The organism is Companilactobacillus zhongbaensis, from assembly GCF_003946515.1.
Classification (GTDB): Bacteria; Bacillota; Bacilli; order Lactobacillales; family Lactobacillaceae; genus Companilactobacillus; species Companilactobacillus zhongbaensis.
Window position 1 is genome coordinate 62,337 of sequence record NZ_RHOM01000002.1, and the last position, 13,303, is coordinate 75,639.

14 protein-coding genes are annotated in these 13,303 nt (G+C 39.3%); all 14 read left to right on the forward strand.

What is annotated here, in order from left to right; translation table 11 throughout:
• Window positions 1–44: 44 nt before the first annotated feature.
• Window positions 45–905, forward strand: coding sequence for a diadenylate cyclase CdaA (gene cdaA / locus EKM69_RS01425; protein WP_125707378.1), 861 nt, complete (start codon window positions 45–47; stop codon window positions 903–905).
• Entirely contained in the window at window positions 886–2,010 is a 1,125-nt protein-coding gene (locus EKM69_RS01430; RefSeq protein ID WP_125707380.1) for a CdaR family protein, read from the forward strand. Before cdaA ends, EKM69_RS01430 begins: the two co-directional genes overlap by 20 nt.
• 20 nt (window positions 2,011–2,030) lie before the next feature.
• Complete coding sequence (gene glmM / locus EKM69_RS01435; protein ID WP_125707382.1) at window positions 2,031–3,386, forward strand: phosphoglucosamine mutase; 1,356 nt, start codon at window positions 2,031–2,033, stop codon at window positions 3,384–3,386.
• A 786-nt stretch (window positions 3,387–4,172) separates the two neighbouring features.
• Window positions 4,173–5,984, forward strand: coding sequence for a glutamine--fructose-6-phosphate transaminase (isomerizing) (gene glmS, locus EKM69_RS01440; RefSeq protein ID WP_125707384.1), 1,812 nt, complete (start codon window positions 4,173–4,175; stop codon window positions 5,982–5,984).
• 794 nt (window positions 5,985–6,778) lie between these two features.
• On the forward strand, window positions 6,779–7,801 hold the full coding sequence (locus EKM69_RS12440; protein WP_225423801.1) for an APC family permease: 1,023 nt from the start codon (window positions 6,779–6,781) through the stop codon (window positions 7,799–7,801).
• Window positions 7,773–8,396 (forward strand): APC family permease, encoded by a 624-nt coding sequence (locus EKM69_RS12445; protein WP_225423802.1) that lies wholly within the window; start codon window positions 7,773–7,775, stop codon window positions 8,394–8,396. The genes EKM69_RS12440 and EKM69_RS12445 overlap by 29 nt, the downstream gene beginning before the upstream one ends.
• The gene (locus tag EKM69_RS01450; protein ID WP_125707386.1) at window positions 8,389–8,931 is read left to right on the forward strand and encodes a VanZ family protein; all 543 of its coding nucleotides are present in this window, start codon (window positions 8,389–8,391) and stop codon (window positions 8,929–8,931) included. Before EKM69_RS12445 ends, EKM69_RS01450 begins: the two co-directional genes overlap by 8 nt.
• A 66-nt stretch (window positions 8,932–8,997) precedes the next feature.
• The gene (locus EKM69_RS01455) at window positions 8,998–9,732 is read left to right on the forward strand and encodes a YebC/PmpR family DNA-binding transcriptional regulator (protein WP_125707388.1); all 735 of its coding nucleotides are present in this window, start codon (window positions 8,998–9,000) and stop codon (window positions 9,730–9,732) included.
• Window positions 9,733–9,809: 77 nt separating this feature from the next.
• The gene (comGA, locus tag EKM69_RS01460; RefSeq protein WP_125707390.1) at window positions 9,810–10,778 is read left to right on the forward strand and encodes a competence type IV pilus ATPase ComGA; all 969 of its coding nucleotides are present in this window, start codon (window positions 9,810–9,812) and stop codon (window positions 10,776–10,778) included.
• Window positions 10,747–11,757: a type II secretion system F family protein gene (locus tag EKM69_RS01465; RefSeq protein WP_125707392.1), complete on the forward strand. Its 1,011-nt coding sequence runs from the start codon at window positions 10,747–10,749 to the stop codon at window positions 11,755–11,757. The genes comGA and EKM69_RS01465 overlap by 32 nt, the downstream gene beginning before the upstream one ends.
• On the forward strand, window positions 11,758–12,105 hold the full coding sequence (locus EKM69_RS01470; protein ID WP_125707394.1) for a prepilin-type N-terminal cleavage/methylation domain-containing protein: 348 nt from the start codon (window positions 11,758–11,760) through the stop codon (window positions 12,103–12,105). It begins immediately after the preceding gene.
• Window positions 12,056–12,511: a type II secretion system GspH family protein gene (locus tag EKM69_RS01475; protein WP_125707396.1), complete on the forward strand. Its 456-nt coding sequence runs from the start codon at window positions 12,056–12,058 to the stop codon at window positions 12,509–12,511. Before EKM69_RS01470 ends, EKM69_RS01475 begins: the two co-directional genes overlap by 50 nt.
• The gene (locus EKM69_RS01480) at window positions 12,495–12,782 is read left to right on the forward strand and encodes a hypothetical protein (RefSeq protein ID WP_125707398.1); all 288 of its coding nucleotides are present in this window, start codon (window positions 12,495–12,497) and stop codon (window positions 12,780–12,782) included. Before EKM69_RS01475 ends, EKM69_RS01480 begins: the two co-directional genes overlap by 17 nt.
• Complete coding sequence (locus EKM69_RS01485) at window positions 12,748–13,206, forward strand: hypothetical protein (protein ID WP_125707400.1); 459 nt, start codon at window positions 12,748–12,750, stop codon at window positions 13,204–13,206. The genes EKM69_RS01480 and EKM69_RS01485 overlap by 35 nt, the downstream gene beginning before the upstream one ends.
• Window positions 13,207–13,303 lie beyond the last annotated feature (97 nt).

Consider the following 13,303-nt stretch of genomic DNA (forward strand, 5'->3'; position numbering starts at 1 on the left):
AATTATTTGCTATAATTGATTTCGAGCTAAGAGGGGTAAAAAACATGAATTTAACACCTAGCAATATTTTTACATTGCAAAACCTTGCTAATTTAGCCGATATCATTGTTGTTTGGTACGTTTTATACAAGGTCCTATCGATGATCCGTGGTACTAAGGCGGTTCAATTACTAAAAGGGATCGTTGTTATATTTTTGATCAAAATTATTAGTTGGGCTTTAAATCTCCACACTGTTTCATTTTTAATGGACCAGTTGATCAACTGGGGAGTAATTATTATCGTAGTTATTTTCCAGCCCGAGATCAGACGTGGTTTGGAGCATTTAGGGCGGATGCCATTTTTCAGTTCGCGAAGTAATGAAGAAGGTAAGACTAAGAATCATTTGATCGAGAGTTTAGATCAAGCCATTCAATACATGAGTAAGCGTCGGATCGGGGCGCTGATCACTTTAGAGATGAATACTGGTTTGGAAGAATATGTCGAAACTGGTATTGATCTTGATGCTGAAGTGACGGGAGCGCTTTTGATCAATATTTTCATACCGAATACGCCGCTCCACGATGGTGCGGTGATCATTCGAAAGAACCGGATTTCAGTAGCTGCTGCTTACTTACCACTTTCCGAGAGTAATACGATCCCTAAGGAATTAGGAACGCGTCATCGTGCTGCCGTCGGAATTAGTGAAGTTACTGATTCGATCACCATTGTCGTTTCTGAAGAGACAGGTGGCGTCATGATAACTAGAAATGGTCACATGATGCTCGACCTTTCTCGGGAAGATTATTTGAAATATCTTCATGCGCAACTATCTGAAGATGGCAAGAACGAAAACCGTTCGATCACTGACATCTTCAGGATCCGTCGTAAGAAGGGAGGAAACCAAAATGATGAAGAAGATAATTAATAGTAATTATTTTTATGCATTTATTTCCCTTTGTGGAGCCCTCTGGTTATTTTTCTCCGTGAGCACTCCTGGCGTTGGTTCAACACGTGATTCTAATCAATCAATGTCCGCTACGGTGAACACTAAAGCCACAATGACGGTTCCGCTCCAGGTTCAAGCTAATACTGACGACTACTACATCACCGGTTATCCACAGTCAGTTAAGGTGACGATCGAAGGGCCAACGGCTTTAGTTACAGCTACGAAGAATACGCAAAACTTCTCCGCTTATCTTAACTTGCGTAAGTACTTACCAGGAAAACACAAAGTTAGGATCCAACAAACAGGCTTGAATTCTGAGTTAACTTATACGATCAAGCCAAAATATGTAACTGTTAATATTCAAAAACGATTATCTAAATCGTTTCCAATAAATGTACAATATAATAAGAATTCTTTAGCTTCAGGATATTCAGCAAGTAAACCACAAGTTTCTCCAGAATCTGTTCGAGTAACTGGTGCTGCTTCTGATATTAAGAAGATCGACAAATTGATCGTTAAACCGATCTTGCCAAAGGGCATCAAAACGACCTTTGATCAAGAAGTATTAGTTCAAGCATTAGACAAGAAGGGTAAGACGTTGAATGTTACGATGGATCCACAAACGGTCCACGTTAAGATACCGATCAACTTACCAAGTAAGAAGGTATCCATAAATTTTACCCAACAAGGGAGTTCAACAACAGGGTTGAGTTTCTCTCTTGATTCTGATGTTAAGTCGATAACTGTTTACGGAAGTGAGAAACAGTTGGATGATATCGACGATTCGATCGATATCCCAGTTGATATTTCTGACGTTACGAACACTACCAAGAAGAGCATCAACATCGCTAACGTCTTGAAAGGACAGATCACTTCTTCAGATCCTGATTCGATCATGGTGGCGATCACCGTTCATGCCAACAGCGGCACGAGTGGTGGTGGATACACTAATTCAACGAATTCGAACAACAGTAATAACAACAATAGTTCTACAAGTACTGATAACAGTACTAATAGTAATACCAATTCAAATGGTAATACTTCAAACAATAATGACAATAATGAAAACAACGCAAAAGATTAAACGTTGGGGGTAGGATATTTATGACAAAGTATTTTGGAACAGATGGCGTTCGAGGTATAGCCAATAAAGAATTAAAACCTGAATTAGCTTTTAAATTGGGTCGTGCTGGTGGTTATGTATTAACTCAACATTCACAAAATGAAAATAGTCGTCCACGAGTATTAGTTGCTCGCGATACGAGAATTTCTGGACAAATGTTATTAGACAGTTTGATCTCGGGATTGCTTTCAGTTGGGATCGAAGTTTTAAACTTAAACGTAGTCACAACACCTGCTGTCGCCTATTTAGTTAGAGCCGTTTCTGCTGACGCGGGAATTATGATCTCAGCATCACACAACCCAGCTTCAGATAACGGGATCAAATTTTTTGGATCAGATGGTTACAAACTACCCGATGACGTTGAAGACGAGATCGAAGAACTACTCGATGCTAAAGAAGATACATTGCCAAGACCTTCAGCAGAAGGCTTAGGCTCAGTTTCCGATTATCCAGAAGGTGCTCAAAAGTACTTACAATTCTTGAAACAAACTGTTTCAGATGATCTTAGTGGGATGAATATCGTCTTAGATACAGCTAATGGTTCAACTAGCCGTTTGGCCAGCACTTTGTTTGCTGACTTAAATGCCGATTTCGACATCATGGCTTCACATCCCGACGGGATCAATATTAATGATCATGTTGGCTCAACGCATCCAGAACAATTGGCTCAAAAAGTTAAAGATTCTGATGCAATTGCCGGCCTGGCTTTTGATGGTGATGGGGATCGTTGTATTGCGGTTGACGAGGATGGAAATATCGTTGATGGTGACAAGATCATGTTCATTTTAGGTAAGTACATGCATGATGGCGGTCGTCTGAAAAAAGATACGATCGTAACGACTGTTATGTCCAACATGGGCTTGTACAAAGCTATCGAAGCTAATGATATGCAATACGTTCAAACAGCCGTAGGTGACCGTCACGTAGTTGAACAGATCCGTGAAAACAACTACAACATCGGTGGCGAACAATCAGGACACGTAGTCTTGTTTGAATACATGAACACTGGTGACGGTATGTTGACAGGGATCCACTTGTTACATGTTATGAAGGAAACTGGTAAGAGCTTGAAAGAGTTAGCAGAGCCAGTTAAGATCTATCCACAACGTTTGATCAATGTTCCTGTAACTGATAAAAATAACTGGAAAGAACATACAGATATTTTGGACGCTATCAAGGTCGTTGAAGAAGAAATGAATGGCGATGGTCGTGTGCTTGTTCGTCCTAGTGGTACTGAGGCACTTCTTCGTGTTATGTGCGAGGCTGCTACTGAGGATAAGGTTAATGAGTATACTGAGAGAATTGCCGATGTTGTTAAGAAGGATATGGGCGCTTAGGTTTTATTTGGTCGATGTTAGCTTTTTGCTGATGTCGGCTTTTTTGTTTTGAAATTTCTTTGAGGATGTATTTTGGCTGGAGGTTCACTGTCGGTTCTGGGGGGATTCCGGAAAATGCGCTGTGGAACGCTGTGGGCACCACTCTGAGCTATCCGGGAAGTTCACCCGGACATCTCACAGCTGGGCCTTCCACTAAGCGGTAAACCGCTAAGTGGAATTTCACAGCTGACAGCGATTTTCCTCCATCCCCCCAGAACCTAGGGTGTTGCAAACTTCACTTTTTGTGGGGGGGTACAGTACTTAGTTTTATAGTGGTGGATTGTTTTGATTTGTGTGTGGTTCCTGGCTCTATTAAGTCTTACGAGTTTTTTTACTATGTACTGATCTTGTTGATTGATTTTTTTCGTTGTCATCGATGGCTATTTTGTTATAGGTAGACTTTCTAGATTCTTAATTAACTTAATATGATTTGTTATATATTTTTTTTGTTTTAGCTCATTTTTCAAACCTGCTTGAAAAATATGTGTAAACTGATCTTTCTTCTTTAGTCGTTGCTTGGTTTTTGTTTATGACTTTTATTTAATTATTTGTAATGGTTAGTCCAATTGGTATACCGGTCCATACCATATGTACCATTTTGGGTGTTTTTTTAACAAAAAATTAAAAATTATTGACATAAGCCCACTGGATTAGTAGAGTATAAGTTGTTCAAAATAATTATTGGCACCTTTATATAACTATACCAATGCTTATGAATAGACCATACCAGTTTAGGAGAACCATACTATGTGCGGAATTGTTGGAGTTGTAGGTAATGAAAATGCAACTGAAATTTTATTAAATGGATTAGAAAAACTTGAATATCGTGGCTATGATTCAGCCGGCGTTTATGTAAATAATGAAAAAGGTCAAGACTACCTTGTAAAAGAAGTTGGAAAGATCAGTTCACTTGAAAAGAAAGTTGGTCCTGAGGTTAAGGGCGATATTGGTATCGGCCATACTCGTTGGGCTACTCATGGTCAACCAACTATCGAAAATGCTCATCCTCATTTTTCACAAGATGATCGTTTTTACTTAGTTCACAATGGTGTTATTACTAACTATGCTGAACTTAAGGCAAAATACTTGAGCGACTTTAAGTTTGTTAGTCAAACTGATACAGAAGTTGCTGTTCAATTAGTTGACTATTTTGCTACTAAAGAAAATATGGATACTGAAAAAGCATTTAGAAAGGCTGTTTCTCTGATCGAAGGTTCATATGCCTTTGCTCTTGTTGATAGGGAAAACCCTGACTGTGTTTATGTTGCTAAGAACAAGAGTCCACTTTTGATCGGTCTTTGTGACGGTTTCAATGTCATTTGTTCTGATGCTATGGCTATGCTTGAAAGTACTCATGAATTTGTTGAGATCCATGATGGCGAAATCGTTCTTTTGAAGAAGGACAGCGTTGAGATCAGCAAGCTTGATGGAACACCTGTAAAGAGAGATTCATACACAGTTGATCTTGATGCTTCTGATATTTCTAAGGGAACTTACTCACATTACATGCTTAAAGAAATCGACGAACAACCAGCTGTTATGAGAAAGATCTCGCAACACTACATTGATGGTAATAAGATCAAGATCGATGAAAAGATGTTGGAAGACGTTGCTGCAGCTGATCGTCTATACATCGTTGCTGCTGGTACTAGTTACCATGCAGGACTAGTTGGAAAAAATATTTTTGAAGACTTATGCGATGTCCCCGTTGACGTTGAATTAGCTAGTGAATTTGGTTACCATATGCCAAAACTTTCAAAGAAACCATTCTTCATCTTCTTGTCACAAAGTGGTGAAACTGCTGATAGTAGACAAGTACTAGTTAAGGTAAATGAATTAGGTCACCATAGTTTAACTATGACTAACGTACCTAACTCAACACTTTCACGTGAAGCTACCTACACAATGGAATTATTAGCTGGACCAGAAATTGCCGTTGCTTCAACAAAGGCATATACAGCCCAAATCGCAGTTGAATCAGTACTTGCTAAAGCTGTCGGAGAATACAAGGGAATCAAACTAGCTTCAGACTTCAACTTGAAAGAACAATTGGCTTTGGCCGCAAATGCCATCCAAACAATTGTTGATGAAAAAGACCGGTTCAAGAAAATCGCACATGACTACCTAGATGGTCAACGTGACGCATTCTACATCGGTCGTGGAATCGATTATGCACTTTCACTAGAAGCATCATTGAAGCTTAAAGAAATTTCATACATTCATGCCGAAGGATTTGCCGCAGGTGAGTTGAAGCATGGAACTATTTCACTGATCGAAGATGGCGTCCCTGTCTTCGCATATGTCAACGATGGAATCGGTGCTGCTCATACACGTGGTAACATTCAAGAAGTAGAAGCCCGTGGAGGACACGTTCTAGTTATTTCTAATAAGAAGTACGCCGAAGAAGGCGACCAAGTAGTATTGCCAGTAATTGATGAGAAAATCTCACCAATCGTCAGTGTAGTTCCCGCTCAATTGATTGCTTATTATGCAGCTCTTGAACGTGGCAATGACGTTGACAAGCCTCGTAACTTGGCTAAGAGTGTTACAGTTGAATAGTTTTAATTAATTGGTTTCTAGCAAAAAGCTAGGGGCCTTTTTTATTTTGGTAAATCAGGGGGTTCCTAGAGGTGAGAGAGTTTTTAGCAGACAGTAGCGTTTTACTTGGTGAAATGTTGGTGATTGCGTGCTCTTTAGGTTTTGACTTTACCAACAATCATAGAAACTGAGATAGACCAAAAAAACCAGGAAGAGCAAAAACGGCCAACTTATACTATAAAACTCGGTCCCCACCCCACAGAGAGGAAGATTATAAACAATCTAGACGGAGGGGCCCGGGGATACAGCCCTCAGCAGCTAAATAATGGAACGTAAGTGCATACGCACTTGCGCAACTGGTTCTTGGTGGTGGCTACGCCACCGAACAACTATGGAAGCCAGCGTCTGTATCCCCGGGTCCCGGAGTCGGCAGTGAACCTCAACAAAAACAACCAACTCAATCCCAATTTTTTTCAAAATTTTATGTATAATCGTCATAAAGTAATTTCAAGCACTTTCCAGCTATTTATCCAATTTATTTTTAGATTATATGAGTTTTCAAGTGTTGATTCTTATTTTTTGATTTGTTACGATTTTACGTACTTTATTACTTGTTTACCTTAATGAAGAGTTTTTACCCTTTTAAAATGAATGCTTGTGAAAAATAATCCGATTCCGGTGTATACGTTGTCATGATATTTACAAAGCCTTTCATCGGATTTTTAATTCATTTTTTTAATGGTAAATTAGATATTCTTTTCACATTTCATTATAATTAAGGTGTTTACGAAATTAGTGCTTGCTATGCACTAGGGATGAAGGAAGTTATTTTGAAGAAAAAATTAGGATTATTTTCCACTGTTATGTTTGGCCTGAGCGCTATTATTGGCTCTGGTTGGATGTTTGGTTCTAGTCAGGCTGCTCGTGTGGCTGGTCCCGCTGCTATTTTGGCGTGGATCATTGGGGCTATTTTGGTTTTCATTATTGCCACTGTTTATGTCGAGATCGGGACCATGTTTCCGGAAGATGGAGCGATGAGTCGCTTTGCTATGTATACTCATGGTTCTCTTTTGGGACACGTTTCATCTTGGGCTAACTGGCTGGCTTTGTTGGCTATCTTGCCAATCGAGTCAGTTGCTTCAGTTCAATACATGAGTTCCTGGCCTTGGGAATGGGCTAATTGGACTCACTCTTTGATGAATGGAGATCAGTTGTCTGGCTGGGGAATTGTTGCTACCACGATCATGCTGATACTCTTTACGATTATTAATTATTGGTCAGTCGCCTTGATGGCTAAGTTCAATAATGCTATTTCTGTTTTTAAGATTTTTGTACCGATCATCACTATGATCGCCTTAGTTTCAGCCCATTTTAATTTTAGTAATTTGGGTACTAGTTTTTCGACATTCATGCCTAATGGCTCATCATCGATTTTCTTGGCCATTAGTAGTGCCGGAGTTATTTTCTCTTATGTTGCTTTTCAAACAGTTATTAATTTAGGTAACGATATTAAAAAGCCGTCGGTCAATATTCGCCGCGGTATCGTGATTTCGCTAGTTGTCAGTGCTTTGATCTACATTAGTCTGCAGATCGTATTTATTGGTTCGCTTCCTAGTTCGATCATATCCAAAGGGTGGGGAGCATTAGACTTCAATTCGCCATTTTCTGATTTGGCAATTTTGCTGAATATTTATTGGCTCTCAACTTTGATCTACTTTACGGCCTTTATTTCGCCATTTGGTAGTGGTATGGCTTTTTCAGCTTCAGCAAGTAAGTCAGTCACTCGCATCGATGCCAAAAAATCAGCATATGCCGAAATTATTGGCCAATACGGATAATAAATACGATTCACCACGGGTAGCTTTAATAGTGAACTTCGTGGTAAGTTTCATCATGATCTTACTATTCAAGAATTGGACCATCCTTTCTCGAGTAGTTTCAGCCACGATGCTGATCTCACTATTGACAGGACCAGTAGTCGCTGGAAGTTTGCGGAGACTGGCTCCCGATTTTAAACGTCCTACGAAGATCAAGGGGATGAAGTTTTTTGCACCAGCAGCTTTTGCATTAACTAGTTTAGCCATTTACTGGACCATGTTCCCAACTACTATCGAAGTCATTGCCATCGTTATCATTGGTTTACCGATATATATTGTTTTCGATAGGCGTCAAGGGTTCCACAATATGAAACAAAAGATCAAGTCTAGTTTGTGGATGATCTTCCAATTGCTATTCTTGTCGCTGATCTCTTGGATCGGCGGGACCGACTTTGGTGGACTGGGCTTGATCAAGTATCCACTCGATTTCGTCATTATCTTGGTCGTTTCGATCTTTGTTTATTATTGGGCCGTTCGCAGCTCATACCGTTCACATTACTTTGGTGAAGCAGAGGAGTTGAACAATTCTATCAATCTGGAGGATCCAAATGAATAATAAGCTTAAGCAACGGGAAAAATGGTATTGGTTATTGGTTGCTTTAGTTGAACTAGTTTTATTTATTAGTTCATCAATGACTTATAAGCAACAGACATCCGTACCATTTTTGCAACGTCACCTAGGTGAAAACAATCGCCCATTTTATGACTTTTTGAATTCGTTTGGTTTCCAATATGGTAGTAAATATCAATCAGTTAAAAATGACGGCTACATCAATTTTGTCGAATTTCTCATCCGAAAGACGGCTCATTTTGGGACTTATTTCATCCTAGGATTGTTTTTATGTTTAGCTTTATACACGTATTTTAAGCACAACAGCTTTTTAAAAATCTTTATTCCTTGGATGTCAGCTACAGGCCTGGCAGCCTTTGATGAATTCCATCAAGGTTTGACTGGGGGACGCTCACCGATGGTCGAAGATGTCATCCTCGATAGTGTCGGTGCATTGGTCGCAATTTTGCTAACAGTTTTGATCGTTTATTTACTGAAAAAACGTCAAAAAAAGTTGCATCCTTTCTCGATGGAGTATTGATATAACACGCTATATTTGATAATATATTAGGCGGTTTACTAATAAAAATGAAAGAAGGAAGCAGAAATGTCAGGACACTCAAAATGGCATAACATCCAGGGACGTAAGAGCGCCCAAGATGCTAAACGTGGAAAAATTTTCCAAAAAATATCACGTGAATTATACATGGCAGCAAAATCGGGTGGTGCCGATCCGGACAGTAATGCTGCTCTTCGTTTAATCGTAGATAAAGCTCGTGCAGCTAACATGCCTAAGGACAACATCAAGCGTGCCTTGGACAAAGCCGAAGGTGGTTCAGAAGAACACTACGACGAAGTAACATATGAAGGCTACGCTCCAGGTGGAGTTGCAGTCTTAGTTGAAGCATTAACAGATAACAAGAACAGAACTGCATCATCAGTTCGTGTAGCTTTCACTCGTAATGGTGGTAGCTTAGGTTCAACTGGTTCTGTTGCTTACATGTTTGATCGTAAAGGTTACATTGTTTTGGATCGTTCAAAGAACACTCAAGACGAAGACCAAGTATTACTTGATATCATGGATCTTGGTGCTGATGACCTACAAACTTCAGACGATGCATTTGAAATTTATACAGATGCCAAAGAATTCGCTGCAGTACGTGACGGTTTAAAGGAAAAAGGTTACGAATTAGCCGATGCTGAATTAACTATGATTCCTCAAAATACAACTCCTGTACCAGAGGATAAACAAGAACAATTCCAACACATGATCGATCAACTTGAAGACGACGATGATGTGTCAGAAGTTTATACAGCAGCTGCTGATGACGACGACGAATAAATTTTTTAAAAATAGATTCAAACTGAAAAGTTTGGGTCTATTTTTTTTGCGTAATTTTTTAGAGAAGGAGGTGAAACATGACAGCAGAAACTATGGTCAATAATTTGTTGACAGAAGCATGTACTAATCGTATTTCTGATATTTACTTTTTACCGAAGAAAGATACTTACGTGATTGAGGCTAAGAATAGCCTGACGACTTACACGGTCGCCGAGATGAATTACGATGAGACCTTTTCTTTGATGAACTATTTGAAGTTCAACGGAGGACTCGACATTTCGGAACGTCGTAGAGCTCAAAAGGGCTCGTTTAGTTACACTTTTCAAAACAATCAGATTCACGTGCGGATCTCGTCCGTCGGTGATTTTTTAAATCGTGAATCGTTAGTTATTCGTTTGATCTACCCCCAAGAAACTGTTTCCGATAATGATGTCGATTTACTAAATTATTTGCTTCCTTATGCACGATTGAAAGGGATGATGATTTTCTCCGGTCCTATGGGTTCAGGAAAGACTTCGTTGATGTACAACCTTGCTCGGATCGTTGGTCGCAACAAGAAAGTGATGTGTATCGAAGACCCGATCGAGATCGCCGAAGAAAGCTTTTTACAGTTGCAAGTTAATGTCGAAGCAGGGATGACCTATGAAGAGTTGATCAAAACCAGTTTAAGGCATCGTCCTGAGCTTTTGATCATCGGTGAAGTAAGAGACCAGCAGACAGCTCAACAAGCCGTTCAAGCGGCCTTGTGTGGCTATACAGTCTTCACTACGATTCATGGGAAGTCGAAGTATTCCGTTATCCAGCGTCTGAAACAATTAGGCGTTTCTAGTTTTGAGATCAACAACGCCGTCAACTTGATTTCGTATCAACGACTGATCCCAACGAATAACAAGCTAGAGATTTTTGCTGATTTTTTAAATAACCAACAGATCGAGCGTTTCCAAGCGAACGACCAACGTGACCGTAAGTGGCAAAGCTTGCTGAATAGCGCTCTACAAAAGAGGATCATTACTAATGAAATTTACGATGAATTTGTCGCTGGGTAACCGGGTAACGAGCCGTTTTCAAGCCGACTATTTACTCTTGATCAGTAAGCTTATGAAAAATGGCTTCTCCTTGAATCAAGCAATGCGTTGTTTAAAATTTTTAGACCAGGACAATCAGATCTATCAAAAAATTTATTCAGACTTAGAAGAAGGCTACATGTTATCAACGTCAATGAAACATTTACAGCTGCCGTTAGTCGTTCAAAATCAATTGGTGATTTCACAAATGAACGGTGGTCTCCAGCAAACAGTCGAACAATGTGGTCACATACTGAAGCAAAAAGCCCAACAACAAGCCAAACTCAAAGAAATACTAGCCTATCCAGCGTTTATCATCGGCTTTTTAAGCGTGATGGTCGTGGGGATGAAAGTTTACATCTTGCCCCAGATCCAAAGCAATACCACTAATTCCTCACTTGATCTTTTTATCCACGGCCTCACGATCATAGCGGTACTTTTGATCATCACTGGTGCAGGGTTCGTCTGGTATTTACGAAGGCAAAATGAATACCAACGAGCGCAAATTTTGATCAAGCTCCCACTGTTAAAGACCAGCTACTTGAATTTTTATCAGTTCACGATCTTGCAAGGTCTGGGGATGCAATTTTCTCAAGGACTGGATCTGCAAAAGATTTGTTTGAACAATCAAAATTTCGTTGATGGCTCGATCCAAAACGTCATCGCGAACAAATTACTAGGATGTCTCAAATCAGGCGATTCACTACAAGAAGTCATCCAACAAGAGCCATTGCTGCCGAATGAATTAAACATGATCTTCAACATCGGAAATGGCGGTGCGGAAGTAGGCAGCGACTTATTACTGCTCTCAGAATTAAAATACCAAGCAACACAAACGGCAATAAAAAAGCTGATCAATCTTGTCCAACCAGCTCTATTTGGGTTGATTGCAGTCTTCATCTTGATTGCGTACTTGATGATCTTATTGCCGGTATATTCGATGATGAAGGGAATGAATTAAATGTTAAAAAAACGCAAAGGATTTACTTTGATTGAAATGGTGGTTGTCATGCTGATCATTTCGATGTTGCTATTGTTGATCGTGCCTCAGCTGGCACAGCGAAAAACAGATGCCCAAGAAACTGCTAATGAGGCAGTTGTTGAAACAATTCAATCACAAGTCAATATGAAAGATGAATCAAAATACAAAAAAGAAGAGATTTTAAAATGGAAGACTGACTTGAAAGAATTGCCTGGTCTTAATGACAATCAAAAAAAGAAGATTACTGAATTGGGTCTTTATCTGTATAAAGACGGTAATGTTAAACGAGGAAAAGACACTGCAAAGTCATCAAATACCACCCCGTAAATTAGGTTTCAGCTTAGTCGAAGCAATACTAGCGTTATTAATTTTTTCAGCTTTGATATCTATTGGCGCGTACCAAATCAAAGATTATCAACGTCAAACTGAAGAAAAAGTAGCTTTAAAGCAATTTGAAGCAAAGTGGAATCAGGCATTAACAACTACATATTTAAAGAAAGTCGCGGGTGAGATTAGCTTCGATGACAGAAAAATTAATTTTACGATCGGTAGTAAACGAGATGTTTTGTTATTACCTAGAACATTAAAAGCTAAATTCCATGAAACTTTAAATATTAATAACAATGGAACTACAGGCCCACAAACTATTTGCTTTGAGGCTAACAATGGCAAAACACAATATTTTTACACTGTCCAAATGAACTGGGGTGTTTTAATTGCAAAAAATCCGTAAGGGATTTCTTTTGATCGAATCGATGACTGCTTTGTGGTTGGCCGTTTTGATTATTTCCACTTTAACGCTGACTGTTTTTGTCCAATACCAACAACTTAAACAATTAGAAACTCGAGTAACGGCCCACAAACTGATCTGGGAGCGATTGAGAGATGACTCAGCACCCACGAAAACAACCTTTAGCAATCACACGTACCAAACTATTGCAGACAAAAATTCAGTCAAGGTCATTGGCGATGCTGGTAAGACATACCAAGTTACCTGGCGCTAAGAAAGGCGGCTTTTTGCTGAGTGAAGCTGTTTTAGCTTTGTTTGTCACCGTTTTGACGATCTTGATCTTGCAACAAATTACTATCCTATCCCATAAAGTTATGAATTTAGAAAGTTATTCCAACATCCAAACTCACATCGTCAAAGACCGACTGGAAGAGCTATTTGACGGGAAAGAATTAGCATCTCTGGATAATCGATTAAAGATTTCTGGTACTAATAAAGATGGAACACAATTTCAAGCTTCTTTGCGGCTATCGAATGGAATACTAAATGAATCTATCAATGGTGGATTCGAACCAATCATATCTAATGTTAAAAAATTTGAACCTAAGCGAATACGGAACAGTTTGCTATTAACGATCACCCTCAAGAATGGCACAGAAACGGAGATGTTTTTCAGTCATGTTAAATTTGAAACCTAAGTCAGGCACAATTTTTTTAAATGTTTTAGTTATTTTTTCGATATCGATCATGATCATTACCGCTTCCTCCCAAAAATTTTCCACCAGCCAAGGACAA

Coding starts and splice junctions, on each gene's coding strand:
- cdaA (WP_125707378.1), top strand. CDS start 45: ATGAATTTAACACCTAGCAATATTTTTACATTGCAAAACCTTGCTAAT.
- EKM69_RS01430 (WP_125707380.1), top strand. CDS start 886: ATGATGAAGAAGATAATTAATAGTAATTATTTTTATGCATTTATTTCC.
- glmM (WP_125707382.1), top strand. CDS start 2,031: ATGACAAAGTATTTTGGAACAGATGGCGTTCGAGGTATAGCCAATAAA.
- glmS (WP_125707384.1), top strand. CDS start 4,173: ATGTGCGGAATTGTTGGAGTTGTAGGTAATGAAAATGCAACTGAAATT.
- EKM69_RS12440 (WP_225423801.1), top strand. CDS start 6,779: ATGAAGGAAGTTATTTTGAAGAAAAAATTAGGATTATTTTCCACTGTT.
- EKM69_RS12445 (WP_225423802.1), top strand. CDS start 7,773: ATGCCGAAATTATTGGCCAATACGGATAATAAATACGATTCACCACGG.
- EKM69_RS01450 (WP_125707386.1), top strand. CDS start 8,389: ATGAATAATAAGCTTAAGCAACGGGAAAAATGGTATTGGTTATTGGTT.
- EKM69_RS01455 (WP_125707388.1), top strand. CDS start 8,998: ATGTCAGGACACTCAAAATGGCATAACATCCAGGGACGTAAGAGCGCC.
- comGA (WP_125707390.1), top strand. CDS start 9,810: ATGACAGCAGAAACTATGGTCAATAATTTGTTGACAGAAGCATGTACT.
- EKM69_RS01465 (WP_125707392.1), top strand. CDS start 10,747: ATGAAATTTACGATGAATTTGTCGCTGGGTAACCGGGTAACGAGCCGT.
- EKM69_RS01470 (WP_125707394.1), top strand. CDS start 11,758: ATGTTAAAAAAACGCAAAGGATTTACTTTGATTGAAATGGTGGTTGTC.
- EKM69_RS01475 (WP_125707396.1), top strand. CDS start 12,056: ATGTTAAACGAGGAAAAGACACTGCAAAGTCATCAAATACCACCCCGT.
- EKM69_RS01485 (WP_125707400.1), top strand. CDS start 12,748: ATGCTGGTAAGACATACCAAGTTACCTGGCGCTAAGAAAGGCGGCTTT.